Annotated in this window: 20 protein-coding genes; 5 read left to right on the top strand and 15 right to left on the bottom strand. The window is 67.2% G+C overall.

Annotated features, from left to right (window positions below; translation table 11 throughout):
• Positions 1–509 precede the first annotated feature (509 nt).
• Together ACNA0R_RS16015 and ACNA0R_RS16010 are read right to left on the bottom strand one after the other, a co-directional pair.
• The gene (locus ACNA0R_RS16015; protein ID WP_415827008.1) at positions 510–1,007 is read right to left on the bottom strand and encodes an SET domain-containing protein; all 498 of its coding nucleotides are present in this window, start codon (positions 1,005–1,007) and stop codon (positions 510–512) included.
• Positions 1,008–1,119: 112 nt separating this feature from the next.
• Positions 1,120–1,599: an Lrp/AsnC family transcriptional regulator gene (locus ACNA0R_RS16010; protein ID WP_415827007.1), complete on the bottom strand. Its 480-nt coding sequence runs from the start codon at positions 1,597–1,599 to the stop codon at positions 1,120–1,122.
• 94 nt (positions 1,600–1,693) lie between these two features.
• Between ACNA0R_RS16010 and ilvB the strand changes: the two genes are divergently transcribed.
• Positions 1,694–3,517, top strand: coding sequence for a biosynthetic-type acetolactate synthase large subunit (ilvB, locus tag ACNA0R_RS16005; protein WP_415827006.1), 1,824 nt, complete (start codon positions 1,694–1,696; stop codon positions 3,515–3,517).
• A gap of 5 nt (positions 3,518–3,522) precedes the next feature.
• Here the strand turns inward: ilvB and ACNA0R_RS16000 are convergent, their stop codons facing one another.
• Positions 3,523–4,956, bottom strand: a complete 1,434-nt coding sequence (locus ACNA0R_RS16000; RefSeq protein ID WP_415827005.1) for an aldehyde dehydrogenase family protein — start codon at positions 4,954–4,956, stop codon at positions 3,523–3,525.
• Positions 4,957–5,000: 44 nt separating this feature from the next.
• Positions 5,001–7,655, bottom strand: coding sequence for a DNA topoisomerase III (locus ACNA0R_RS15995; protein ID WP_415827004.1), 2,655 nt, complete (start codon positions 7,653–7,655; stop codon positions 5,001–5,003).
• Between the two features lie 61 nt (positions 7,656–7,716).
• On the opposite strand from ACNA0R_RS15995, the gene ACNA0R_RS15990 reads away from it, so the two are divergent.
• The gene (locus ACNA0R_RS15990) at positions 7,717–10,488 is read left to right on the top strand and encodes a GDYXXLXY domain-containing protein (protein ID WP_415827003.1); all 2,772 of its coding nucleotides are present in this window, start codon (positions 7,717–7,719) and stop codon (positions 10,486–10,488) included.
• Here ACNA0R_RS15990 and gluQRS read toward each other — a convergent pair.
• Together gluQRS and ACNA0R_RS15980 are read right to left on the bottom strand one after the other, a co-directional pair.
• Entirely contained in the window at positions 10,476–11,369 is an 894-nt protein-coding gene (gene gluQRS / locus ACNA0R_RS15985) for a tRNA glutamyl-Q(34) synthetase GluQRS (RefSeq protein ID WP_415827002.1), read from the bottom strand. The genes ACNA0R_RS15990 and gluQRS overlap by 13 nt on opposite strands.
• Positions 11,370–11,492: 123 nt before the next feature.
• Positions 11,493–11,954, bottom strand: coding sequence for a Smg family protein (locus ACNA0R_RS15980; protein WP_086062682.1), 462 nt, complete (start codon positions 11,952–11,954; stop codon positions 11,493–11,495).
• 250 nt (positions 11,955–12,204) lie between these two features.
• Between ACNA0R_RS15980 and ACNA0R_RS15975 the strand changes: the two genes are divergently transcribed.
• Positions 12,205–13,344 (top strand): DSD1 family PLP-dependent enzyme, encoded by a 1,140-nt coding sequence (locus ACNA0R_RS15975; RefSeq protein ID WP_415827063.1) that lies wholly within the window; start codon positions 12,205–12,207, stop codon positions 13,342–13,344.
• 28 nt (positions 13,345–13,372) lie between these two features.
• On the opposite strand, the gene ACNA0R_RS15970 is transcribed toward ACNA0R_RS15975, so the two are convergent.
• The 6 genes from ACNA0R_RS15970 to ACNA0R_RS15945 all read right to left on the bottom strand — a co-directional run bounded on the left by ACNA0R_RS15970 (position 13,373) and on the right by ACNA0R_RS15945 (position 18,562).
• On the bottom strand, positions 13,373–14,101 hold the full coding sequence (locus ACNA0R_RS15970; RefSeq protein WP_415827001.1) for an amino acid ABC transporter ATP-binding protein: 729 nt from the start codon (positions 14,099–14,101) through the stop codon (positions 13,373–13,375).
• On the bottom strand, positions 14,082–14,738 hold the full coding sequence (locus ACNA0R_RS15965) for an amino acid ABC transporter permease (protein ID WP_415827000.1): 657 nt from the start codon (positions 14,736–14,738) through the stop codon (positions 14,082–14,084). Before ACNA0R_RS15965 ends, ACNA0R_RS15970 begins: the two co-directional genes overlap by 20 nt.
• Positions 14,735–15,403 (bottom strand): amino acid ABC transporter permease, encoded by a 669-nt coding sequence (locus ACNA0R_RS15960; protein ID WP_415826999.1) that lies wholly within the window; start codon positions 15,401–15,403, stop codon positions 14,735–14,737. Before ACNA0R_RS15960 ends, ACNA0R_RS15965 begins: the two co-directional genes overlap by 4 nt.
• 6 nt (positions 15,404–15,409) lie before the next feature.
• On the bottom strand, positions 15,410–16,192 hold the full coding sequence (locus tag ACNA0R_RS15955; protein WP_415826998.1) for a transporter substrate-binding domain-containing protein: 783 nt from the start codon (positions 16,190–16,192) through the stop codon (positions 15,410–15,412).
• Positions 16,193–16,473: 281 nt separating this feature from the next.
• Positions 16,474–17,523, bottom strand: coding sequence for a methyl-accepting chemotaxis protein (locus ACNA0R_RS15950; protein ID WP_415826997.1), 1,050 nt, complete (start codon positions 17,521–17,523; stop codon positions 16,474–16,476).
• 352 nt (positions 17,524–17,875) lie between these two features.
• Complete coding sequence (locus ACNA0R_RS15945; protein ID WP_415826996.1) at positions 17,876–18,562, bottom strand: GntR family transcriptional regulator; 687 nt, start codon at positions 18,560–18,562, stop codon at positions 17,876–17,878.
• 170 nt (positions 18,563–18,732) lie between these two features.
• Between ACNA0R_RS15945 and ACNA0R_RS15940 the strand changes: the two genes are divergently transcribed.
• Entirely contained in the window at positions 18,733–20,004 is a 1,272-nt protein-coding gene (locus tag ACNA0R_RS15940) for a M20/M25/M40 family metallo-hydrolase (RefSeq protein WP_415826995.1), read from the top strand.
• Positions 20,005–20,056: 52 nt separating this feature from the next.
• Here the strand turns inward: ACNA0R_RS15940 and ACNA0R_RS15935 are convergent, their stop codons facing one another.
• The gene (locus ACNA0R_RS15935; RefSeq protein ID WP_415826994.1) at positions 20,057–21,340 is read right to left on the bottom strand and encodes an allantoate amidohydrolase; all 1,284 of its coding nucleotides are present in this window, start codon (positions 21,338–21,340) and stop codon (positions 20,057–20,059) included.
• Between the two features lie 240 nt (positions 21,341–21,580).
• On the opposite strand from ACNA0R_RS15935, the gene ACNA0R_RS15930 reads away from it, so the two are divergent.
• A complete protein-coding gene (locus ACNA0R_RS15930; protein WP_415826993.1) occupies positions 21,581–22,771 on the top strand; it encodes an acetylornithine transaminase in 1,191 nt (396 codons plus the stop codon).
• A 49-nt stretch (positions 22,772–22,820) separates the two neighbouring features.
• Here ACNA0R_RS15930 and ACNA0R_RS15925 read toward each other — a convergent pair whose 3' ends face one another.
• Both ACNA0R_RS15925 and ACNA0R_RS15920 read right to left on the bottom strand, forming a co-directional pair.
• Positions 22,821–24,899, bottom strand: a complete 2,079-nt coding sequence (locus tag ACNA0R_RS15925; protein ID WP_415826992.1) for an acetyl/propionyl/methylcrotonyl-CoA carboxylase subunit alpha — start codon at positions 24,897–24,899, stop codon at positions 22,821–22,823.
• Between the two features lie 22 nt (positions 24,900–24,921).
• Positions 24,922–26,529 carry a carboxyl transferase domain-containing protein gene (locus tag ACNA0R_RS15920; RefSeq protein WP_415826991.1) on the bottom strand — a complete coding sequence of 536 codons (1,608 nt, stop codon included), beginning with the start codon at positions 26,527–26,529 and terminating at the stop codon, positions 24,922–24,924.
• Position 26,530: the final 1 nt, after the last annotated feature.

Genomic DNA, 26,530 nt, shown 5'->3' with positions numbered 1-26,530 from the left:
CATGTCGTCCTGCTGCCACAGCGTTTTCATCCCGGTGCCATTCCAGCCGTAGANGATCATGCCGAGGTTGCCATTGCCGTTCCGGTATTGCTGGCAGATCTCNGNCTTGCCATCGCCGTTGACATCGCCGANCAGCCAGCTGACCGCGTTCGGGCCCTGGCCCATGTCGGGTGATTGAAGGCTGACGGTGGACGTCCGCGGGGGCTTTATACCGACGTCCGAAACGGGCGAGTGTCGATCGATTGCCATGTTTCGTTTCTCCCCGATGCGTTGAGGCAGGTTGAGACATGGCGTGGGCGGAACGCCACCATGTCAGCCACTGCATGGTATCGGCGTCGCCGGTCGGGGGCTTTTGCTTTTACGGCAATCGATTTTGATTTTTGGGCGGCCTATACCGGCTATGCCGGCGGCGCCGGGCGGACGCTTGCCGCGACCGTGCGGCAAGTCGGGTGGCTATACGCCTCGCCTTGCCGATGTGTCGGGAAACCACCGCCCGGTAATCCGTGGGCCTAGTCTTTCTTCTTTTTCTTCTTCTTTTTCTTTTCCGGCAAGGCCAGCATGGTGCCCCGGCATTCCGGGGCGCCGCACAGACATTTGTAGCCTTCCTTCAATGCCTTGGTGATCTTGCCGTCCAGTACCAGGCCGTAGTCGTAGAAGAGCTCCTCGCCCCGCTTGATATCGCGCAGCGCATATATATAGACGCGCTTGCCCGCGCTGCCTTCCTGCGTCTCGCAGTTGGGTGCGCAGCTGTGGTTGATCCAGCGGGCGTCGTTGCCATGGTCGCCGCCGTCGATCACCTTGCCGGACGACAGAGAGAAAAAGAACGTATGGAAAGGATCGTCGGGATTAGTGGGATGGCGCCGGTCCGCTTCCTTGGCGCTGATGCGGGCCCCGTCGTATTCGATGATGCGCGTACCCGCCGGGATCTTGCGCGCGGCGAAGACGCCATTGCCATGCAGCTTGGAGCGCCGTACGACGTGCCAGGGTTTGGTGCTTGCTTCGGTCATGTCCAGCCAGATTCCGCGCGCATGGCGCGGTAAGGAAGTAGCCGATCGCGCGGCTGCGATCGGACGAAGTGACGGGGGATTATATCGGCGCGTCGCGCGTCCGCGTGGTCGTTTATATGGGCGTGGGCGCGGGGGGCGTCAGCGGCAGCATGGATTCCTTCAACCGGCGCAGGACGAAGCTGGATTTGCTATGCCGTATGCCAGGGATGCGGTAGAGCTGTTCGCGCAGCAGGCGCTCGTAGTCGCGCGTATCGCGCACCGCGATGCGGATGTAGTAGTCGTAGTCGCCCGAGACCAGGAAGGCTTCCAGTACCTCCGGTATCTGCGCCAGCGCCCGGCCGAACTCGTATAGCGTTTCCTCGCTATGGCTTTCCAGCGTGACGTGCACGATCACGGTGTCCATGAAGCCCAGCGCCGCCGGATCGATATTGACCGTATACCCGCGGATCACGCCCGCGGTTTCCATGCGCTTGATGCGGTTCCAGCACGGGGTGGACGATAGCCCCACCGCCGCGCCGATCTCGTTCAGGCTGGCGCGGGCGTTCTCCTGCAGCACGCGCAGAATGGCCAAGTCGAATTTGTCCAGACGCATTTTCCTGTTTCTCGGTGTTTTTCAGACGAATTTACCGCGTTTGGCCGGATAACGCAGAAAAACAGGATAAAAATTCCGCCCTGTCCGGCCTAAGATGATGTCCATGAACGACCGACTTCATTCCCAGGCATTGAATGGCGCCGACGCCGGCGGCGCGCCCCCTGCCCTCAATGGTGCCCGCATCCTGCTGGAGACCTTGATCGCGCATGGCGTGGACACCATTTTCGGTTATCCGGGCGGAGCGCTTCTGCCGTTGTACGACGCGCTCTATGCGGAACCGCGGCTGCGCCATGTCCTGGTCCGCCATGAACAGGCCGCCGTCCACGCGGCGGAAGGCTATGCGCGCACCACTGGCCGCACCGGCGTGGTGCTGGTCACTTCAGGCCCGGGGATGGCGAATACGACCTCGGGCTTGCTGGATGCCATGTGCGACTCCATCCCCGTGCTGTGCATCAGCGGCCAGGTGGCGACCGCGGCCATCGGCACCGACGCGTTCCAGGAGTGCGATGCCATCGGCATTTCGCGTCCGGTCACGAAGTGGAATACGCAGATCCTGCGCGTGGACGCCGTCGCCGATACCGTGTCCCGCGCCCTGGCGCTGACACGCGAGGGTCGCCCTGGGCCGGTGCTCGTCGATTTCCCCAAGGACATACAGCTGGCCCTGCCGGCGGACCAGGACGATGCCCTGCCGGCCGCCGAACGTCGCGGGGTGGCGGCGCTGCGCGCGCGGCGCCAGGCCGCCAAGTCGGCCTTCAAGGTGCCGCAGAGCGCGGTACGCCGCGCGGCGGACCTGATCGCCCAGGCCCGCCGGCCGGTGTTCTACGGCGGCGGCGGGCTGATCAATGCCGGCCCCGCCGCCTGCGAGGCATTTACCGATCTGGTGCGCCACGTGAATGCGCCCTGCACCCTGACGCTGATGGGCCTGGGCGCTTTCCCCGCGTCCGATCCGCGGTTCCTGGGCATGCTCGGCATGCACGGCACGCTGGAAGCAAACCTGGCCATGCACCACGCCGATCTGATCATCTGCGTGGGCGCGCGTTTCGACGACCGCATCACCGGCAGGCTGGCGGACTTCTGCCCGCATGCGCGCAAAATCCATATCGATATCGATCCCGCATCCATCAACAAGGTGGTGCGGGTGGATGTGGCGATGGTGGGCGATTGCCAGCCTTTGGTCGAAGCCCTGCGGCAGGCGGTCGCGGACCGCGCGCCGGCTGCCGCGCAGCTGGAAACGTGGTGGCATCGCATCGAGCGCTGGCGCGCCAAGGACTGCCTGGGCTTCGAGGCGCGTGACGATGCCATCCTGCCGCAGCACTTGATGCGCAGCCTGGATGGCGCGCTCGCGGGCCGCGACGCGATCGTCTCGACGGACGTGGGCCAGCATCAGATGTGGGCCGCGCAGTATCTGCGCTTCGAGGGCCCCAATCGCTGGCTGACGTCGGGCGGCGCGGGCACCATGGGCTATGGCCTGCCCGCCGCCATCGGCGCGCAAATCGCCCATCCCGGCCGCACGGTGGTGTGCGTCAGCGGCGATGCGTCGGTGCTGATGAACATCCAGGAGCTATCGACGGCGGTCCAGCATGATGTGCCGGTCAAGGTCGTGTTGTGCAACAACGGCTATATGGGCATGGTGCGGCAGTGGCAGGAGCTGATCCACGGCGGACGCTATAGCCACAGCTATAACGCCTCGCTGCCGGATTTCGTGGCGGTGGCCAAGGCGTTCGGATGGAATGCCGGGCGCGTTACCGATCCGTCCAGGCTGGACGCTGCGCTGGCGGAGTGCCTGGACAGCCCGGGACCGTACTTCCTGGATGTGTGCGTGGCGGAGCAGGAAAACTGCTATCCCATGATGCCCGCGGGCTACGGCCACCACCGCATGATGCTGGCCGGTGGCGTCTGGTACGAGGACGAGGCCTGACGCGATCAGTCGTGCTTGATCGAAATCGTCTTCAGCACGGTGAACCCGTACAGCGCCTCGAAGCCCTTCTCGCGCCCATGGCCGCTGGCCTTGACGCCGCCGAAGGGCAGTTCGATGCCGCCGCCCGCGCCATAGTTGTTGATGAAGACCTGGCCCGCGCGCACCTTGCGGGCCATGCGCAGCTGGCGGCCGCCGTCGCGCGTCCAGACACTCGCCACCAGGCCGTAATCGGTCGAGTTGGCGATACGCACCGCATCCGCTTCGTCCTCGAACGGAATCGCCGCCAGAACAGGCCCGAATACTTCGTCGCGCGCCAGCCGGTGCGTCAGCGGCACGTCGCGTAGCAGCGTGGGCGCCTGATAGAAGCCGCCCGCCGGCGCGCCTTCGCTGAGCTTGCCCTGCGCCACGGTGGCGATGCCGTCGCCGCGCGCCTGCGCCAGGAAGTCGGCCACGCGCGCCTGCTGTGTCTTGCGGATCAGCGGCCCGCAATCCAGGTCCTGCTCGGCCGGGCCGGTGCGCAGCGCGGCAAACGCGGCGCCGACTTTTTCCAGCACTTCTTCATAGGCGCTGCGCTGGACCAGCAGGCGGCTGCCGGCGGAGCAGGTCTGGCCCGCATTCTGCACGATGGCATTGATGACCACCGGCAGCATGGCGTCGAAATCGGCGTCGGCGAAGACGATCTGCGGCGATTTGCCGCCCAGCTCCGTGGTGACGGGCGTGTGGTTCGCCGCCGCCGTCTGCGTGACCAGGATGCCGATGGCCGGCGAGCCCGTGAACGAGATATGGTCGATGCCCGGGTGGCGCGCCAGCGCGTCGCCGGCTTCGTGCCCATAGCCGGTCACCACATTGATCGCACCCGGCGGAAAGCCGGCTTCGGCGGCCAGTTCGGCGATGCGCAGGACCGACAGGCAGGCGTCTTCCGCCGGCTTCACCACGCAGGCGTTGCCCGCCGCCAGTGCGCCGCCGACACTGCGGCCGAAGATCTGCAGGGGATAGTTCCAGGGCACGATGTGGCCCGTGACGCCATGCGGCTCGCGCAGGGTCAGCACCGTGTAGCCGTTCTGATAAGGCAGCGTTTCGCCATGCAGTTTGTCGGCCGCGCCGCCGTAGAACTCGAAATAGCGGGAGATGGCGGTGACGTCGGCGCGGGCCTGCTTGGTAGGCTTGCCGCAGTCGCGCGATTCGATGGCGGCCAGCTCATCGAAATGGTCCAGGACCAGCCGCGACAGCTTCAGCAGCAGGCGTCCGCGTTCCGCCGCCGTCAGGGCGCCCCAGGGTCCTTCGTAAGCCTTGCGCGCCGCCGTCACCGCGCGATCGATGTCGGCGGCATTGCCGCGCGGGATGGCGTCGAATTCCTGTCCCGTCGACGGATCGATCACCGGTATGAATTCGCCGGTGGACGATGGCACGGGACGGTTGTCGATGAAGTGCTGCTGCATGGCGGGTAGTCTCCTTGGTTCGACGCGGCCCGTTGGTCCGAGGGTCAGGCCGCCGATTTGGCGGGTGTTTTCCGGGCGGCGGCCTTTTTGGCCGGGGCCTTTTTCACCGCGGCTTTCTTGACCGCCGTTTTCTTGGCGGCGGTTTTGCCGGGGCTCGTGCCGGCGGCTTTGGCGGCGGCCTTCGTGGCGGTTTTCGTGGCCGCCTTCGCCGCCCCCGCGCCGCCCGCTGTCTTGCCGGCGGCCTTCTCGGCGCGCGGCTCGAACTCGAAACCTATCTTGCCGTCGGGCTGGCGCACCAGGTAAGCCTTGAACTTGCGGTTGGTGCGGCTGGACACGAAGCCGTCGAGCAGATCCGTGCGACCGTCGGTCAGCAGCTTTTCCATCTGCGCGCGTGAGATCTCCTGCTGCAGGATTACCTTGCCGGAACGGAAGGTGCAGGTCTTTTCGGGACCCACCGACTTTTCGCAGACATAGCTCATGCCATGCTCGAACACGCGCGAGTGGCACTTCGGGCAGGGGCCGACCGGCGTCTGGCCGGAGAAATCCACCGGTTCGCTGTCCTCGTCATTGCTCTGGCCGAAATCGAACTCCAGCTTGTACTCGTCGGTGATGCGCAGGATGGCCGCGAAGGGACGGCCCATTTTGCTGATGAACCCCTGCAGCGGACCGATCTCGCGCTTGGCCAGCAGTTCCTCGACTTCGGGCAATTCGAACGTGCGGCCGCCCGGATGCTTGCCGATCGAGAAATCGCAATTGGTGCAGGCGTAGCGGCGATAGTTTTCCTTGACCACGCCGCCGCATTTGGGACACGGCGTCTGCAGGGTCGCATAGTCGCCGGGCACCGTATCCCGTTCGTATTCCTTGGCGCGCTTGACGATGATCTGCGTCATCTGCGCGATTTCGCGCATGAAGGCGTCGCGCTGCAGCCCGCCCTGCTCGATCTGCTTGAGCTTGTGTTCCCACTCACCGGTAAGCTCGGGCGAAGTCAGTTCCGTCACGTCCAGGCCCGACAGCAGTGTCATCAACTGGCGTGCTTTCGCGGTCGGCACCAGGTCGCGGCCTTCACGGCGCAGATAGCCTTCGTTCAGCAGCCCTTCGATGATGGCCGCGCGCGTGGCCGGCGTGCCCAGCCCGCGTTCCGACATGGCTTCACGCAGTTCTTCATCTTCGACCAGCTTGCCGGCGCCTTCCATCGCCGACAGCAGCGTGGCTTCGTTGTAGCGTGGCGGCGGCTTGGTGGCCAGGCCGACCGCTTCGACGTCTTCGGTGCGGACTTTTTCACCGTCGGCGACGGGCACCAGATTGGCGTCCTCGTCCTGCGCCTCCTTGCCATAGACGGCCAGCCATCCGGGCGCGACCAGCACCTTGCCGTCGGTACGGAAACGATGCCCCTGTACGTCCGTCATGCGCGTGGTTACGCGGTATTCGGCGGCGGGGAAGAACACCGCCAGGAAACGCTTGAGCACCAGGTCGTAAAGCTTGGCTTCGGCCTCGCTCAGGTCGCGCGGCACCTGCAGCGTCGGGATGATGGCGAAGTGATCCGATACCTTCTTGTTGTCGAAGATGCGGCGATTGGGCTTGACCCAGTTCTCCGCCACGACCTTCGCCGCATGGCGCGCGCTGGCGCCGGCGGGGCCGCCTTGCGCGTCGGCCAGCGTGCGCATGGTGTCGCGCACGGTGTTGATGTAGTCCTCGGGCAGGTAGCGCGAATCCGTACGCGGATAGGTCAGCGCCTTGTGCCGTTCATAGAGCGTCTGTGCCAGCGCCAGCGTCGTCTTGGCGGAAAAACCGAAGCGGCCATTGGCTTCGCGCTGCAGCGAGGTCAGGTCGTACAGCGCGGGCGACAACTGCGTCGAGGGCTTGGATTCTTCCGTAACGGTGCCGCTCTGATCGCGGCAGGCCGCGACCACGCTTTGCGCGGCGGCCAGCGACCACAGGCGCGATTCACGCTTTTCGGGGTCGCGCTCGTCCTTCTTGAAATCGGGATCGATCCAGCGGCCTTCGTACAGGCCGGCGGCCGCGACGAAGGTCGCGCGCACTTCCCAATAATCGCGCGACACGAAGGCGCGGATACGGTTTTCGCGTTCATGCACGATGGCCAGCGTCGGCGTCTGCACGCGGCCGACCGGCGTCTTGAAGAAGCCGCCGTCCTTGCTGTTGAAGGCCGTCATGGCGCGCGTGCCGTTGATGCCCACCAGCCAGTCGGCTTCCGCGCGCGAACGGGCGGCGGCCTCCAGCGGCTTCATGATGCTGTCGTCGCGCAGATTGCTGAAGGCTTCGCGGATGGCCGCCTGCGTCATGGACTGCAGCCATAGCCGGCGGATGGGCTTGTTGACCCCCGCGTACTGGATGATGTAACGAAAGATCAGTTCACCTTCGCGGCCCGCGTCACAGGCGTTGATGATGCTGTCGACGTCCTTGCGCTTGGCCAGCCGTACCAGCAGCTTGAGGCGTTCGCTGGAACGCTTGTCGGTCGGGTCGAGCTCGAACTTCGGCGGAATGACGGGCAGGTGCGTGAAGCTCCATTTGCCCTTCACCGGGTCATTCGGGGCAACCAGGCTCAGCAGATGGCCGACACTGGACGCCAAGACGTAACGTTCGCTTTCAAAGTATTCCCCTTCACGCGCGAAGCCTCCCAGGGCGCGTGATATATCCAGGGCGACCGAGGGCTTCTCGGCAATAATCAACGTTTTGCTCATGAGTATCCAATGGCGGCGGGCCGCCGCAATAGCGCGGATGATAAGAGGGGAGAATCGCCACATGCAAGTCGATGCCCATACGGCGGCAGGATCGGAATTGCACGCTTGGCGCGCGTTTTTGGCGCGCGCGACGCTGGCGCTCGGCTTATTGCTGCTGGCCAGCGCGGCGGTTTGCTGGGTCGCCGCCAACTGGGCGGCGATGACCAAGGCGCAGCGTCTGGGTGGGGCGCAGGCACTGCTGGTAGCAAGTGCCTTGCTCGCCGCCTTCCTGTATGCGCGGCCGGCGCCCAGCGCCATTGCCGCGCACGGACGCGCCTGCGTGGTCGGGCTGGCCGGCGTGCTGCTGGGCGCGCTGCTGGCGCTCGTGGGCCAGACCTACCAGACCGGGGCGGATACCTGGGAGCTGTTCGGACTGTGGGCGGCGTTGATGCTGCCGTGGGCGCTCGCCGCGCGCAGCCAGGGCGTGTGGCTGTTCTGGATCGTGCTGGCCAATATCGCGCTGGCTTTATTGCTCGGCGAACGGGTGTTGTCCTGGTGGGTGGTATTCGGCGGGCCGGGCTTTGCCAGCCTGGTGGTCAGCGCGGTCAATATATTGATGCTGGCGATCTGGGAGTTCTGCGCCTGGCGCGGCCACGCCCGCACCGGGGTCGGGCCGCGCGTGCTGGTGCTGCTGGCGACCGGCGTCCTGGCGCTGGCGCTGATGTTCGGCGAATCCATTGTCGAAGGGCTGGGCACCTATACCGGGTTGGCCTGGGTGGGCGTCACGCTGGTCCTGGGCTATTTCTATACGCGCATCCGGCGCGACCTGGTGGTGCTGGCCCTGCTGGCGGCCGGCGTGATCTGCGTGTCGCTGCGCGTGGTCGGCGAATGGCTGCTGCGCATCGATCCCGGCGTCTGGGTGGCCTTGCCGCTGGCGGCGCTGCTGATGGGCGAAGCCGTGATCGCCGCGCGCTGGCTGCGTCGCCTGGCGGCCAGCCAACCCGCCGCGGCCACGGAGCCGGACGCCGCCTATCTGCAGCCCGCGGACCGTGGCCACGCCCCGGCCGCCGCGCCCGCTGGCCTGGGCCAGGTCCCGCCGCGCGCGGACACCGCAGCCTCCGCTGTGCCTACGGTTCAGGCGGCCTCCTTCCCGCCGGACCCGGCTGCCTCCGCCGTCCCCGGTGCGGTTTCGGCGGCGCCTGAAGCCGCGCCTTCCGCCGGCGCGGACGTTGAGCCCACCCCGGTGATCCAGCTCGGCCCGCAGACCACCCGCCGCGCCACCACGCCGTGGTACGTGCAAGGCCTGTTGGCGCTGAGCGCATGGATCGCCACCTTGCTGCTGCTGGTTTTCCTGGTGGCATCGGGCATTGTCCCCACGACATCGGCGGCCCTGGTGCTGGGCCTGGTGCTTTGCGTGGCCGGCGTAGCCATCGCCCGCAATGCCCAGCAGCTGTTCTGGCGCCAGTGCGCGACCGCCCTGGCATTCTCGGGCCAGATCCTGGTGACGGCCGGGCTGTCGGCATCCAATTCGGCCGCCGGCTCGGCGTTGCTCATCCTGGCGCTGGCGGCGGCCGTGTACGTCCTCGCGCCCGACGCCATCCTGCGCTTCCTGAGCGCCCTGATGATGGCCATGGCGCTGTTCATCCTGACGACATTTTCGGCCGGCACCGAGGATCTCTATGACCACGTGCTGACCTGGATGGGCTTCGACGTGGTGCGCGGGCTGACGCTGTGGCTCCCCGCCTGCGTTTGCGCGGCATGGCTCGCGGTGGCCGCCTTCCTGGCCCGCGAACGCATGCCCGCCGCCCGCCGCGACCTCTTGCAGCCGCTGGCCTGGGCCTTTTCCCTGGCGGCCCAAGCGGGCGCTTTGCAGGCTACCGGCGTACCGGTGTGGGAGCTGCCGGCCCTGTGGGCGCTGCATCCCCCCGCCGCGGTGTTCCTGGTCCTCGCGGCCCTGCTGCCCGTCGCCGTGGCCTGGGCCCTGATCCGCCGCCGTCGCGCGGTGCTGCCGCGCAGCCTGCGTATCGGCGTACCGGTGGGACTGCTGATCCTCGGCGTATGCTGGCTGCCCGCGCCCGGGATCGCCTTTGCGCTGGCGTGGATCCTGTCGGGCTTTGGCCTGGGCCGCTCCCGGCTGTTGCGCTGGGGCCAGATCGTATTGCTGGTCTACCTGGTTCTTTATTACTACCAATTGGCGGTGCCGCTGCTGCAGAAGTCCCTCTGGCTGGCCGGCGCGGGCGTGCTGCTGCTGGCGATGCGGGTGGTCGCCTGGCGCCTGCCGCGTCTCCTGGAAGGCCGGCCGCTTACCGCTCCCGCGGTTCCCGTATCACCGCGCCGTCCGCTGTGGGCGGCGGTCATGGTGGCTGGGTTGGTCGCGGTACTGGCGGTCGTCAATACGGGTATCTGGCAACGCGAACAATTGCTGGCCAGCGGCCACGTCGTACGCCTGGCCCTGGCGCCCGTCGATCCCCGGGCCCTGATGCAGGGCGACTATATGGCCCTGCGCTTCGCCGCCGCGCGGGACATCGTCAGTCTGGAGGACGGCCGCCAGGCCGGCGTGGCCGGCCTATGGGGCGGTCCCCGCACGGACGGGTACGTCGTGCTCCTTCCCGACGCGCAGGGCGTGGCGCAGCCGGTGCGCGTGCAGCCGGCGCCGGAGCCGCACGACAGGAATGAACTCGTGCTGCGCTACCGCCTGCGCGCCGACGGCGTGCGCCTGGTGACCAATGCCTATTTCTTTCCGGAAGGCCAGGCCGAGCGCTATCAGGGCGCCCGCTATGGCGAATTCAGGGTCGGCGATGACGGCACCGGCCTGCTGGTGCGGCTATTGAACGCCGACCTTCAGCCCTTGTAGCGGCGCGCCCATTGCCGGGTGGCCTCGGCCAGGAAAGGTTCGGGGCGATCGGCCGCGATGGGCCCGAAGCCCAGGGCGCGCCAGGCCAGCGACAGCTGCTCCATTGGCCGCGACAGGTCCAGCGCCGGCGCATGGTTCTGCTTGGACAGCTTCAGGCCCGTGTCGGGGTCCAGCACCAGCGGTACGTGCATTACGCGCGGCGGCCGCGCGCCGATCAGCCGCGCCAGCACGCGCTGGCGGGCGGTCGAGCTGAGCAGGTCGGCGCCGCGCACCACGTCGGTCACGCCCTGCGCGGCGTCGTCGACTACAACAGCCAGCTGGTAAGCCCACATACCGTCGGCCCGCCGCAGCACGAAGTCGCCGACGGCATGCGCCACGTCCTGCCGCTGCGGCCCCAGCCAGCGGTCGATGAAGGTTTCTTCGCCGGGCGGCACGCGCAGGCGCCAGGCGCGGGCCTGCCTGCCCGGCGGCAGGCCGTTGCGACAGGTGCCGGCATAGGGCCGTTCACCGTCCAGCAAGGCCACCCGGGTGCCTCGCGCCTGCTCCAGCGCCGCGTGGTTTTCGATGATCTCGCGCCGTGAGCACGCGCAGCCGTATACCAGGCCGCGCGCCATCAGGTCGTCCAGCGCCTGGCGGTACGCGGCGTCGCGCCGCGATTGCCATATAACCTCGCCATCCCATTGCAGCCCCAAGCCCTGCAGTTGCCGCATGATGACCCGATCCGCGCCCGCCACCGTGCGCGGCGCGTCGATGTCCTCGATGCGCAGCAGCCACGTGCCGCCATGGGCCCGCGCGTCCAGATAGCTGGCCAGGGCCGCGACCAGCGAACCCGCGTGCAGCGGACCGCTGGGGCTGGGAGCGAAACGGCCGATATAGGTCATGGGAAAGGGGATGGGCCGGCCGGATGCGCTGTCCGTCGCACCACGGCGGGCGCCGAGGTAAACACCCAAGCAAAACCGGCCCGAAGGCCGGCATGGTAACGGGTCAAGCTGACGCCGATGGGGTCAATGCAGGCAGCGGACGTCGCCTTCGTCGTCCAGCAGTTCCTCCAGCACGAGATTATCGATGTCCGCTTCCTGGCTCCACAGCACCATGAGCGCGGTAATCTTCAGCTTGGACAGGGGCACCGGCGATTCCGGCGCGGCCAGGGCGCGGTCGATGACGATCTCGCGCAGCGGCGCGGGCAGGACGCCGGCGGATTCCAGGAAGGTGATGAAACCGATGGCTTCGCTGCCCAGTTGGCGGTATTCGCTGTCGGTGTAGATGCGCGTGCCGGTGGCAGGCTGCTGGGCCAGATCGACGCAGCGTTCGGTGGTCTCGGCCAGGCCATACAGCCAGCCTAGCGCATCGTCGATGTCTTCGTGTTCGAAGCCCGCCGCTGCCAGGCGTTTCGCCAGTACATCCGCCGCGGGACAGGCTTGCGGCGTGTAGTAATTTTCAAAAAGATAGACCAGGATATCGAACATAGGGCGCAGCATTTAGGCCAGTTTGCCCAGTCGGCCCGCTTATCGGCAAACCAGCAAACATGAATTCACTTTACGCTTATTCAAGTTCCGGGGCAACCGGCCGGCGTCGATGTTATGTATAGGCGACCGACGTAACGCGCCGATCGCGGAAATAGACATATATTTCAGCAGGTAGTCAGGCTTTTGCATCCCGGGCCGGGGTGTATCTGGAAGGGTATAGGAGAACCGTTTGGACAATACCGAGTTGGATATGAGCGGCAGGGCGATGCCGGTGCCGGAGCTTGCGCCGCCGGCGCGCATCGGCGATACGCTAGAGCAGGTGGACACGCCCAGCCTGGTGCTGGACCTGGACGCCTTCGAGCACAATCTGCGCGCCATGCAGGATTGGGCCGACCGCTGCAAGGTCGCGCTGCGCCCGCATGCCAAGGCGCACAAATGTCCCGAGGTCGCATTGCGTCAGGCCGCGCTGGGCGCGCGTGGCGTGTGCGTGCAGAAGGTCAGCGAAGCGCTGCCTTTCGTGGCTGCCGGCATCCGCGATATCCACATCAGTAATGAGGTAGTCGGCGCTTCCAAGCTCGATCTGCTGGCGGCGTTGGCCAGGCAGGCCAGGATCAGCGTGTGCGTCGACAACGTCGACAATGTCGCGGACCTGTCGCGCGCGGCGGCGCGGCACGACGCGCGTATCGATGTGCTGGTTGAGCTGGATATCGGCCAGGGCCGCTGCGGTGTGTCCTCGCCCACGGCCGCGCTGGAGCTGGCGCGCCGCATCGAAAGCCTGCCCGGGCTGCGCTTCGCCGGGCTGCAGGCGTATCACGGTTCCTTGCAGCACCGCCGCGGCCATGCCGAACGCGCGGCGGCATGCCGGGAAGCCGCCGCCCGCGCCAAGGAGTGCGCGCGCATACTGGCTGAGCATGACTATGCCTGCCCCATCATCACCGGGTCCGGCACGGGTACGGCGGAATTCGATGCGCCGGGGCGCGTCTACACGGAGTTGCAGGCCGGCACCTATCCCTTCATGGATGTGGACTACGGCGACAACGAATGGGCGGGCGAGCTGCGCTTGCGCAATAGCCTTTTCCTGCTCAGCACCGTGATGAGCACGCCGTCGGCCGATCGCATCGTGCTCGACGCGGGCCTGAAGTCGACCACGATCGAATGCGGGCTGCCGCGGCTGCATGAACGACCCGGCCTGACGTACGTGGCCGCGAACGACGAGCATGGCGTCGTTCGCGTGGCGGCTGGGGCTGCCGCGCCGGAGCTCGGCGCCAAGCTGCTGCTGGTGCCGTCCCATTGCGATCCGACCTTCAATCTGCACGACACCCTGGTGGCGATGCGCGGCGGCGTGGTGGAAGGCCTCTGGCCGATCGCCGCGCGCGGACTCAGCCGCTGACGCCGACGTTGCCGGCGATGCCGATGCGCTAGCTTCCCAGTCCCAGGAAATGGCGCAGTTCCGGCGTGCGGGGATTGCCGAACACCGTTTCGGGATCCCCGGTTTCATGCACGCGTCCTTCGTGCATGAACACCACCCGATCGCAGACTTCGCGCGCGAAGCGCATCTCGTGCGTCACCATGATCAGCGTCATGCCTTCGGCGGCGAGTTCGCGCACGACGGACAGTACTTCGTTGACCAGTTCGGGATCGAGCGCGGATGTGATCTCATCGCACAGCAGCGCGATGGGCTGCATGGCCAGCGCGCGGGCAATGGCCACGCGCTGCTGCTGGCCGCCGGACAACTGATCGGGCCAGGCATCGAACTTGTGCCCCAGCCCGACGCGTTCCAGCATCAGCCGCGCCAGCACGGCGGCTTCCGCTTCCGGCATCTTGCGCGTGACCATGGGCGACAGCATGACGTTGCGCCCGGCGCTCAGGTGCGGGAACAGGTTGAATTGCTGGAAGATCATGCCGACCTTCAGGCGCAATGCGCGCAGGTGCAGGTCGTCGTTCACCAGCTGCGCATCGGCCACCATGATGGATCCGTGGTCTATCGTTTCCAGGCCGTTGATGCAGCGTAGCAGCGTGCTCTTGCCCGAGCCGCTCTTGCCGATGATGGCGACGACCTCGCCGGGCTCCACGCGCAGCGTGACGCCCTTCAGCACTTCATTGGACCCGAAGCTTTTGCGTATGTCTTCAAGGGCGATGAGCGGCATGCAGCTTCCTTTCCAGCGTTTTGCTGGCGCGCGATAGCGGCCAGCACAGGACGAAATAAATGAGCGCGGCCACCGCGTAGACCGTGAAGGGGTTGAAGGTGGCGTTGGTAATGATGGTGCTGGCCTTGGAGAGTTCGGTGAAGCCGATGATGGAAGTCAGCGCCGTGCTCTTGACGATCTGCACCGTGAAACCCACCGTCGGCGCCACCGCGATGCGCAAGGCTTGCGGCAGGATGACGTGGCGCATCTGCTGCGCGTAGCCCATTGCCAGGCTGGACGAGGCTTCCCATTGGCCGCGCGGAATGGCGTCGACGCAGCCGCGCCAGATCTCGGCCAGGAAGGCGGCCGACCATAAAACCAGTGCGGTGCCCGCGGCCAGCCAGGCCGGCACGTCCACGCCGGCCAGCGACAGGCCGAAGAAGGCCAGGAACAACTGCATCAGCAGCGGCGTGCCCTGGAACAGCTCGATATAGGCCCAGGCGATACGGCGCGGCCATGGCGCGCGCGCCGTGCGCATCATCAACACGCACAGGCCCAGGATGGCGCCGCCCGCGAAGGCGACCGCCGCCAGCACCACGGTCCAGCGCGCCGCCAGCAGCAGGTTGCGCACGATGTCCCACAGCGAAAACTCGATCATCGCGCGCTCCCGCCGAACATGCGCCGACCCGCCGACCGCAGGATCTGCCGCAGCGCGATCGCCAGCAGCAGATAGATCACCGTGGTGACGATATAGACCTCGAAGGGCCGGAAGTTGCGCGACTGGATGAAGTTCGCCGCGAAGGACAGGTCTTCCGCCGCGATCTGCGAGCACACGGCGGAACCCAGCATCACGATGACGATCTGCGACGACAGCGCGGGCCAGATGCGCGCCAGCGCCGGCCGCAGCACAACGTGGCGGAATACCTGCATGCGGCTCATCGCCAGGCTCATGCCCGCTTCATACTGGCCGCGCGGCGTCGCGTCGATCCCGGCGCGGATGATCTCGGTGCTATAGGCGCCGAGGTTGATCGCCATCGCCAGGCAGGCGGCTTGCATCTCGCCGAGCTGCACGCCCAGGGAAGGCAGGCCGAAGAAGATGAAGAACAGCTGGATCAGGAATGGCGTGTTGCGGATCAGCTCGACATAGGCCGCGACCGGCGGGCGCGTCCAGCGTGGACCTTGGGTGCTGGCCCACGCGCCGGCGATGCCGATGGCCACGCCCGCCACCGCGCCGACCGCGATCAATTCGACCGTCACGCCCAGGCCCTTCCACAGGACCGGGGCGTAATCGGCGACCGCCAGGAAATCGAAGCGGTAGGCCATGGACGGCTATAGCCCCGCGGGCAGATCGGCGCCCAGCCATTTGCGCGAAATGGCGTTGAGCGAGCCGTCCTTCTTGGCTTCGGCCAGGATCGCGTCCACTTTGGCCTGCAGCGCCGGTTCGTTCTTGTTCAGGCCGATGAAGCAGGGCGAGTTCTTGATCAGGAATTTCGTCTCGGGTTTCTTCGGCGGGTTCTTGGCGAGGATGGCCGCGGCGACGACGTTGCCGGTGGCGATCAGTTGCACCTGGCCGGACAGGAAGGCCGAGATGGTGCCGTTGTTGTCTTCGTAGCGCTTGATGGTGGCGCCGGCTGGCGCGATCTTGCTCAGTTCGATATCTTCGACCGCGCCGCGCGTGACGCCGACGGTCTTGCCGTCCAGGTCTTCGGGCTTGCTGGCCTTTATATTGGCAGGGCCGAACACGCCGTTGAAGAAGGGTGCGTAGGCCGCGGAGAAGTCGATGACTTTTTCGCGTTCCGCATTCTTGCCCATGCTGGAGATCACCAGGTCGACCTTGCCGGTCTGCAGGTAGGCGATGCGGTTGGCGCTGGTGACCGGCACCAGTTCCACGGTGACGTTCAGGCGGCTGGCGATCAGCTTGGCGGTATCGATGTCGTAGCCGACCGGCTTCAAGTCCGGGCCGACCGAACCGAAGGGCGGGAAGTCCTGCGGGACCGCGATGCGTATGGTTCCCGCCTTCTGGATGTTCTGCAGGGCGTCGGCGCTGGCGGTGCCGGCGCCCAGGAAGGTGGCGGCGGCGCACAGCGTCAGCAGAAGATGTCTACGGTTCATTGGCTTCTCCGGAATCCATGCCGGGCGGCACGGCTTGTTTGCACACTAAAACGGTATACAAAACGGTATGCAAAATGCGTGCCATTTAGCCGGCCCAGGCGGTCCGGGCGCGTATGGGGCGACGAAGGCGCGAAATCCGCGGCGTCGGCACCCATGCGGTGCACGGACGCACCAAATGGATGCGCGGCGCGGGCGTACGGGATGCTTCCGCGCGCCGTTCCACGACTGTTGGGAAATTACGTCAGCGGCCTGCGCCGGCGGGCGCTCCGGCCGATCCGCCGCTATGCCGGCCTGTCCACCACGACCCCGTGCCACCCCATGCCCGGATACGTCTCATACCCGGGCGTGCGCGCATAGCCGCACAAGCTATCGCCATCGGCGTAGTACCCGCTGGCTTGTCCTTCGGCCGCGCGCAGTTCGAAGCGGTCGGTCAGCAGGCCTTTGCCGTCGGAGCTGGCGATGATGCGTTGGCGCGCATCGACGATCATGCAGCGCACCGCTCGCCCCGGCTCCGGTGCCAGGCGCACATTGGCCAGCACGCCGGCCGCCTGCTTGCGCCAGTCGAAGAAGACGGCAAGCACGCCGGCCGGCCCGCCATTCGCGCCGGCTTCGTAGACGCCGGCGGCATAGATGGCCGCCTGGGCGCCGCCCAGCGCCGGCACGCACTCAATATCGCAGCTGGCGTATTCCTCCGGACCGCTGCTGGCCATGGCCTGGCGGAACCACACGGTGGAAGCCACGTTCCTGTTCGCCGCATCCGGATAGACGTCGGGCCGGCCGTTGCACAACACGCGGCCGGCCGGGTCGACGATCCAGATATCCAGGTAGACGGTGTAGGTGTCCAGGATGATGCCGAGCCGCTCGGCGGCGTGGCGCGCGGTGTCGGCGCCAGGCTCGCACAATGCCGCCGTGACGGCGGTGTCGGCGGCCCACCAGCGCACGTCGCAGGTGCGTTCGTACAGATTGCGGTCTATGGTTTCGATGGCATTCAGCGCCAGGTCCGCCAGGCGCTGGCCGCGGCTGCGGCGCAACTCGTGCGTGACGCTTTCGCCCAGCTGGCGCAGCTCGCTCTGCAGCGAGTTGGCCAGGGCTTCGACCCGCTCGGACACTTCCCGCACACGGCCGGCGACGATGGCGAAGCCGCGCCCCGCCTCGCCTACGTGCGATGCCTCGATGGCGGCGTTCAGCCCCAAGAGGCGGGTCTCCAGCGTGATTTCCTTGATATCGCGGATCTTGCCGCTGGTGATCTTGCCGATCCACTGCGACAGATCCGCGATGGTCTGGGCTTGTTCCATGGTATTTCCGAGCGTATTCGGGCCGGCGGCCGCCATGCCACGCCGGGCGCCGAGCGCCACGGCCCCTAGAAGTGGAGTACCGATGGGAAGACGCGGCCTACCGCGCCGCTCGGCGCGGTCCCTCCCCCGGGGTTTGTCTTTGGAAGACTACGTTTGGAAATACTATGAAATAACGCTGTGACAGAACAGCTTTTTTTGCAATTCGGGGATGAACGGGACTGGCCGGGTGACGCGCGGGCCACGGATCGCGCCGCCTTGGTGCCGCGGCGTACTATCCCGCGCACGGATTCGTGCACGGACCCGCTGCGGCGGCCATCGCCCGGCGGGCGCCTGCCGGCCGGGCGGGTTGCATGGCATGTCGACCGCCGATGCCGGGGCCGCGCGGCCTTCAGGTCAGCAGCGCGGCCACCAGGTCGCTGTCCCCGCCCGCCTCGGCCTGGAAGTCGAGGCCCTGTTCGACGTGGTCCAAATGCTCGACCATCAACCGGCAGGCGCGCTCGGCGTCGCCCTTGCGGGCGGCTTCCAGAAAGGCATGGTGCTCGTCGGACGAGCAGGCGGCGTCCATGGTGGATTGGTACAGCACGGTGATGATGGCGCTGCGCGCGGACAGCTCGCGCAGCATTTCGGTCAGCACGGTGTTGCCGGCGACCTCGGCCAGCAGGATGTGGAAATCGCCCAGCAGCCGATTGCGCAGTTGTACGTCTCCTCCGGCCACCGCCTTGCGCTCCTGCTTCAGGTGCTGCTCGATGCGCTTGAAATCCGCCGGCTTGGCGCGGGCGATGAATTCGCGGGCCATGGCGGTTTCCAGGATGCGGCGCACGGCGAAGATTTCGCGCGCCTCCGCCGCGCTGGGCTTGCTGACGAAGGCCCCTTTGTCGGGCACGGTGCGGATCAGCTTGTCCTTGGACAGCATCAGCAGCGCCGCGCGGATCTTGGTCCGGCTGACGCCATAGGCCCGCGCCAGCGCTTCCTCGCGCAGACGGGTGCCGGGCGGCAAGCGATGGGCGATGATGGCCGACGCAATATCGCGGGCGATGTGCTCGGTGCTGATGTCGGCGGCGGTCGATGCGGGCATGGGGGCGAGGTCGTGGAAGGAGGCGCACTGCCCGCGGCGGCGATTGCGGGCATGGTGAAGGGCGCGATCACGGCCGTTCTCCGGTCGCGGTCGCCGCGGCAAACGCCAGTCTAACCAATTTTCGGCAACATAGATTGCATACAAAATTTACATGCATTAGAGTGGGCGGCATGATGTCCGACACCGCCACGCTGATTTCCTTCATCGACGACCAGCACGAGCAGCAGGTCGCTTTTCTGCGCGAGCTGATTCGCGTGCCTTCCGATAATCCGCCGGGCGATTGCGCGGCTATCGCGCAGCGCGCCGGTGTCCTTCTGCGCGAACTGGCGCTGGACGTCGAACACTACGCGGTTCCGGATGAGCTGGTGCGCGGCAACGGCATGCAGTCGGCGGTGAACCTGATCGTGCGCCATCGCTTCGGGCCGGGCGGTCCGGTGATCGCGCTGAATGCGCATGGCGACGTGGTGCCGCCGGGCGAGGGTTGGCGGCGCGATCCCTACGGCGGGCAGATCGAACATGATCCGCGGCACGGGCCGGTGATGTACGGCCGCGGCGTCGCGGTGTCCAAATCCGATTTCGCGACCTATACGTGGGCCTTGCTCGCGCTGCGGCAGGCGCAGCGGGACGGCGCCGCGCTGCGCGGCGCGGTGGAGCTGCACTTCACCTTCGACGAGGAAGTCGGTGGCGAGATCGGTCCGCGCTGGCTGCTCGACCAGGGATACAGCCGGCCGGACTATGCGCTGTCCGCGGGTTTCGGCTATGCGATCACCTCGGCCCACAACGGCTGCCTGCATGTGGAGGTGTCCGTGCAGGGACGCCAGGCGCATGCCGCCATGCCGGAGACCGGGGCCGACGCGCTGGAGGCCGCGACCCATGTGCTGCGGGCGCTGTATGACTTTCGCGCCGAATTGGCGGGCCGTCGGTCCGCGACGCCGGGCATCGGGGCGCCGACGCTGAACGTCGGGTTGATACAAGGCGGGATCAATACCAATGTGGTGCCCGATCGCGTCACCTTTCGCATCGACCGCCGCATGATTCCGGAGGAAGCCGGCCACGATGCGGAAGGCGAATTGCGCCGCATCGTCGATGCCGCCATGGCCCGGCGGCCCGGCTGTGTCGCGACCGTGCGGCGCATTATGCTGGCGCAGCCATTGGCGCGTCTGCCGGGAGCCGAACGGCTGATCGAGCCGTTGCGCCGGCATGCCGCGGCCATCATGGGCGCGGAGATTCCGGTGCATGGCGTGCCGCTCTATACCGATGCGCGGCATTACACGCAGCGTGGCATCCCTACCGTGCTGTATGGCGCCGGGCCGCGTACCTTGATGGAGGCGGGCGGCCACAATGCCGATGAGAACCTGCGTTTGGAGGACCTGCGCAAGGCGACCAAGGTGGTGGCCTTGACGCTGGCGGAGTTGCTGGCCGACGGCGGCGCGGCGGCCTGAGCGTATAGCCGCGGCGCTTGATGCAAGCGCCACGCGTTGCGCTCCGTGCGTTCTAGTTCCCCGTCAAAGTCCGGTCCAGGCCCAGCAGGAAAGTCTCGGTCACCTGCGCCGCCAACTGGACATCCTGCTCCGTCACGGTCTCCAGCGGATTGTGGCTGATCCCGCCATTCCCGCAGCGTACGAACAGCATGCTGACCGGCGCCGCCTTGGCGACCATCATGGCGTCGTGGCCCGCGCCGGAAGGCAGCTCATGCACCGGCACGCCGTGGGCGGCGATCGCCGCCGACCATAGGGAACGTTGAGGCCCCGCGCAGGGCGTCGCCGGCACGCGCATGATCTCTTCCATCGAATGCCGGACGCCGCGCCGCGCGCAGATCGCGCCGATCTCCGTTTCCAGGTCGGCCAGCGCCGCGTCCCGCGTGGCATCGTCGGGCGCCCGCACGTCCAGCGACAGCCGGCAGCAGCCGGGGATGACATTGACCGAACCGTCAGGCACTTCCAGCTTGCCCACGGTCCCCACCAGCCCGTCGCCGCGCGCGCAGCGCCGTTCCACGGCCAATACGATTTCCGCGGCCGCGCAGGCCGCATCGTGGCGCATATCCATGGGAGTGGTGCCCGCGTGGCCGGCCTGGCCCTCCAGCGTCAGCAGCCGCCGGACGCCGCCCGCGATCGCGCTGACCACGCCTATCGCCAGGCCGCGTTGCAGCAGTACCGGGCCTTGTTCGATATGCACCTCGAAATAATGCGCGAGCCCCGCCGCGCCGCGCGCGCCGCCACGGCCGCCCGGCGGCTCGTCGAGCAAGGCCGGGTCGAAGCCGGCGGCGCGCAGCGCCTCGCGCATCGTGATGCCTTGCGCGTCCGCACGGTCCAGCGCGGACGCGTCGAAACGGCCGACATAGGCGGACGAACCCAGAAAGGTACTGCCGAAGCGCAACCCTTCTTCTTCCGCGAAGCCGACGACCTCGAAGTCGAAGGTCAGGCGGCGCCCTTGGGCGTGCAGGTCGGCGACGATGGCGATGGGCAGCAGTATGCCCAGGCGTCCGTCGTAGCGGCCGCCGTTGCGGACGGTGTCGTAATGGCTGCCCGTCGCCACGAGCCGGGCCGGCTGCTGTCCCGGCGCGGCGCGATAGCGGCCGATGACATTGCCCACCGCGTCGTGCCGCACTTCGTCGAAGCCGGCCTCGCGCATCCAGGTTTCCAGCAAACCGGCGACGGCGCGATGCGCCGGGGTCATGTAGGCGCAAGTCAGATGCTCGGGATGATCGGAATGCCGCGCCAGGGCGTCGGCCCAGCGCAGTATGCGTTCGCCGCGAGGGCGCATGGCGATGGGGGACATTGGAAGGCTCCGGGCGCTGTGAGAAAGGGAATTTAACGCCAATACACAAATTTTGTATACAGAATTGACGGAGGAACGACCGCCGCCGGCCGCGGGCCGATGATGCTTTTTTACCGCTACACCGCAAATTCATCGGCCCCCGATACCTGTCCCGCCGCATCGGGGTGATAAATTTAGCCTCTTGCCCGTTGATATTCCCCGGCGGCGCAAGATTTTTCCTTCCTTCAACCAGGAACAACCATGGAATTCAGCCAGTACAACGTCAACACCCTCATGGAGATCACTTCCCGCCCGGACCTGGTGTTCGTGCGAGGACAGGGATCCTGGCTGGAGGACAACGCGGGCAAGCGATACCTGGACTTCATCCAGGGCTGGGCGGTGAACTGCCTGGGCCATGGCTCCCCCGAGATGCTCCGCGCGCTGAATGAGCAGGGCGCCAAGCTGATCAATCCTTCGCCCGCCTACTACAACGAGCCGTCGCTGCAACTGGCCCAACGCCTGACGCAGGCGTCGGTGTTCGATCGCGTCTTCTTCGCCAACAGCGGCGCGGAAGCCAACGAAGGCGCCATCAAGCTGGCGCGCAAGTGGGGCAAGGTCAACCGCAACGGCGCCTACAAGATCATCACCATGGACCACAGCTTCCATGGCCGCACGCTGGCGACCATGTCGGCGTCGGGCAAGCCCGGCTGGGGCACCATGTTCGCGCCGCAGGTGGATGGTTTCCCCAAGGCCAACCTGAACGACCTGGATTCCGTGCACAAGCTGATCGATGCGCAAACCGTCGCCATCATGCTGGAGCCGGTGCAGGGCGAAGGCGGTGTCATTCCCGCCACGCCGGAGTTCATGCAGGGCCTGCGCAAGCTGGCGGATCAGCACGGCATCCTGCTGATCGTCGATGAGGTGCAGACGGGCATGGGCCGCTGCGGCACCATGTTCGCCTACCAGCAATTCGGCATCACGCCGGACATCATGACGCTCGGCAAGGGGATCGGCGGCGGCGTCCCGCTGGCCGCCCTGCTGGCGCGCCAGGACGTCAGCGTGTTTTCGCATGGCGAACAGGGCGGCACCTATAACGGCAACCCGCTGATGACCGCCGTGGGCGTCGCGGTGTTCGACGTGCTGAACGCGCCGGGTTTCCTGGATACGGTGCAGGCGCGCGGCCGCCAGCTGTCCGAAGGCCTGTTGAAGCTTTCCGCCAAGTGGGGCATGCGGGGCGAGCGCGGCGCGGGCCTGCTGCGCGCGCTCATCATGGACCGCGACGATGGCCCGGCCATCGTCGATGCGGCGCGCAAGCTGGAGCCGCAGGGGATGCTGCTGAACGCCCCGCGCGCCAATCTCCTGCGCTTCATGCCGGCGCTGAACGTGACCGAGCAGGAAATCGACCTGATGCTGAAAACCCTGGACGGCGTCATTGCCGCCATGCGGGGCTAAGCCACGGCGTCGCAAGCGGTGAACACGGCGCGCATCATGCGCGCCGTGTTCATTTCAGCGTGATAAGCGCGGCGCCTTCGGGAACCTGGTCGCCCACGGCGTAGAACACTTCGGCCACTTCGCCGTCCGCCGCGGCGGCGATGGTGTGTTCCATCTTCATCGCTTCCATCACCAGCAGTGGCTGGCCCTTGCTGACGGTATCGCCGGCGCTCACGCCGATGGAGATGATCTTGCCCGGCATGGGCGCCGTCATGTCGCCGCCGTGCTCGCCATGGTCCTGCCCGGCGCGCGCCAGCGGATCGTCCAGCAGCAACTGCCGGGCATCGCCATCGTGAAAGATATGCACGCTGTCCCCGGACCATACCGCCGTGCCGCGGATTTCCCGATCGCCCATGACGACCCGGAGATCCCACGCTAGTCCCGTGTCGCCGTTGGCGGTCGCCTCGGTATGCAGCGGCATCTCGCCGTCCAGGTCGATGGACCATCCGGCCGGGTCGCGCTTCAGCACCACGCTGCGCGACCCGTCAGCGGCACCGGCCGGCTGATCCAGCCACCGTATGACGCGCTCGTAGCGGCCATCCACGCGCCAGCCATCGCGCACGTCCCAGGGATCCGGCGCAGCGCCGGACGCCGCGCCGGATGCCGCCGCGGCCCTGCCCATGGTGCCGGACGCAGCCGCGGACCGCGACGTGGGGACACCCTCGCGCGCCAGTAGCGCGGCCGTCGCCAGCGCCAGTATTTCGGTCGACGCCGCGGGCGCCGCCGGCAGCAGCGTGTCGCGCCGCCGTTCGATCAGCCCGGTATCCAGATCCGCCGCGGCAAAGGCCTCGTCCCGCATCAGCCGCCCCAGGAAAGCCGTGTTGGTGTGCACCCCTACCACCCGCACGTGGGCCAGCGCCCGCGCCATGCGCACGCGCGCCGCGTCGCGGGTCTCGCCATGCACGATCAGCTTGGCGATCATCGGGTCGTAGTAAGGCGTGATGTCGTCGCCCGCCCGCACGCCGCCGTCCACCCGCACCGTCCCCCGCGCGAAAGCGCTATGCGCGGGCAGATTCAGGTACTGCAGCGTGCCGATCGAAGGCAGGAAACCGGTATCCGGATTTTCCGCATAGATCCGGGCCTCGATGGCATGGCCGCGCAGCCGCAGATCCTGCTGCCTGGCGGGCAAGGGTTCGCCCGCCGCCACGCGCAGCTGCCACTCGACCAGATCCACGCCGGTAATCATTTCCGTCACCGGATGTTCGACCTGCAGCCGCGTATTCATTTCCATGAAGTAGAAGCGGCCATCCGGCTCGGCGATGAACTCGACGGTGCCGGCGCCCACATAGCCCACCGCGCGGGCGGCCGCCACGGCGGCCTCGCCCATGGCCTGGCGACGCTCTTCCGTCATGCCGGGGGCGGGCGCTTCCTCGATCACCTTCTGGTGACGCCGTTGCACCGAGCAATCGCGCTCGAACAGATAGATGCAGTCGCCCCGTGCATCCGCGAATACCTGGATTTCGATGTGGCGCGGCTTCTGCAGATAGCGCTCGATCAGTACCCGATCGTCGCCGAAGCTGGATGCCGCTTCGCGCCTGCACGACGCCAGCGCATCGGCGAAATCCGCACCGTCGCGCACGATGCGCATGCCCTTGCCACCGCCGCCCGCACTGGCCTTGATCAGCACCGGGTAACCGATGGCGTCGGCCTGTCGGCGCAGGAAATCGCCATCCTGGTTGTCGCCGTGATAACCCGGCACCAGCGGAACGCCGGCTTTTTCCATCAACTGCTTGGCGGCCGACTTGCTGCCCATGGCGGCGATGGCGTCCGCCGGCGGACCGACGAACACCAGCCCGGCCGCGGCGACGCCGCGCGCGAAGCCGGCGTTTTCAGACAGGAAGCCATAGCCGGGATGGATGGCCTGCGCGCCGGTCGCTTGCGCGGCCGCCAGGATAAGGTCGCCGCGCAGATAACTGGCCGCCGGCTCGGCGGGCCCCAGTCGCACGGCCGTGTCGCAGGCCGCGACGTGGGCAGCGCCCGCGTCGGCGTCGGAATACACGGCCACCGTGCGTATGCCCAGGCGGCGCGCGGTCGCGGCCACCCGGCAGGCGATTTCACCGCGATTGGCGATAAGCAGAGTTGAAAACACGCGGGCTCCCGATCACAAACATCTACATGCGGAACACGCCGAAGCGCGTTTCCGGTATGGGCGCATTCAAGGCGGCCGACAAACCCAGGGCCAGCACGCGGCGCGTGTCCGCGGGCGCGATGATGCCGTCGTCCCACAGCCGCGCCGTGGCGTGGTAGGGATGGCCTTCGCGCTCGTACTGTTCGCGTATGGGCGCCTTGAAGGCTTCTTCCTGTTCGGCCGACCAGCTGCCGCCCTTGGCCTGGATGCCGTCGCGCCGCACCGTGGCCAGTACGCTGGCGGCCTGCTCTCCGCCCATGACGGAAATACGCGCGTTGGGCCACATGAACAACAGGCGCGGCGAATACGCGCGCCCGCACATGCCGTAGTTGCCGGCGCCGAACGAGCCGCCGATGATGACCGTGAACTTGGGCACCGCGGCGGTGGCGACGGCCGTGACCATCTTGGCGCCGTGGCGCGCGATGCCTTCGTTCTCGTACTTGCGGCCCACCATGAAGCCGGTGATGTTCTGCAGGAACACCAGCGGAATGCGCCGCTGCGCGCACAACTCGATGAAGTGCGCGCCCTTCTGCGCCGACTCGGAAAACAGGATGCCGTTGTTGGCGACGATCCCCACCGGCATGCCGTGCACGTGCGCGAAGCCGGTGACCAGGGTCTGCCCGAAGCGCGCCTTGAACTCATCGAAGGCCGAGTCGTCGACGATGCGGGCGATGACCTCGCGCACGTCGTAGGGCTTGCGGGTATCCGCCGGGATAATGCCGTTCAATTCTTGCGGGTCGTAGCGCGGCTCGCGTACCGGCTGCAGCGCCAGCGGCCGCGGCTTGTCCAGGTTCAGGCGCGCCACCGCGTCGCGCGCCAGGCGCAGCGCGTGGTGGTCGTCCGCCGCCAGATGATCGGCCACGCCGGACAGCCGCGTATGCACGTCGCCGCCGCCCAGGTCTTCCGCGCTGACTTCTTCGCCGGTGGCCGCCTTTACCAGCGGCGGGCCGCCGAGGAAGATGGTGCCCTGGTCGCGCACGATGATGGACTCGTCGCTCATGGCGGGCACGTAGGCGCCGCCGGCCGTGCATGATCCCATCACCACCGCGATCTGCGCGATGCCGTCGGCCGACATGACGGCCTGGTTGTAGAAGATCCGGCCGAAGTGGTCGCGGTCGGGAAAGACGTCTTCCTGGCGCGGCAGATTGGCGCCGCCCGAATCCACCAGGTAGAGGCAGGGCAGCCGGTTCTGCGCCGCGATTTCCTGTGCGCGCAGATGCTTCTTCACCGTCATCGGGTAATAGGTGCCGCCCTTCACGGTGGCGTCGTTGCACACGATGACGCATTCGGTGCCCGCCACGCGGCCGATCCCGGTGATCAGGCCGGCCGCCGGCGCTTCGCCGTCGTACATGCCATGCGCCGCCAGCGGCGACAGTTCCAGGAAGGGCGTGCCGGGATCGAGCAGCCGTTCGACGCGCTCGCGCGGCAGCAGCTTGCCGCGCGCGACGTGCTTGGCGCGGGCGGCTTCGCCGCCGCCCTGCGCGGCGGCCGCCATCTGCGCGCGCAGGTCGTCCAGCTGCGCTTGCATGGCGCGCGCATTATCCTGAAAGTCCTGCGCGCGCGTATTGATGCGCGATTCGATGATGGCCATC

Source organism: Bordetella sputigena, from assembly GCF_965137885.1.
Taxonomy (GTDB): Bacteria; Pseudomonadota; Gammaproteobacteria; order Burkholderiales; family Burkholderiaceae_B; genus Bordetella_C; species Bordetella_C sputigena.
This window is presented reverse-complemented; position numbering and strand designations above follow the sequence as displayed.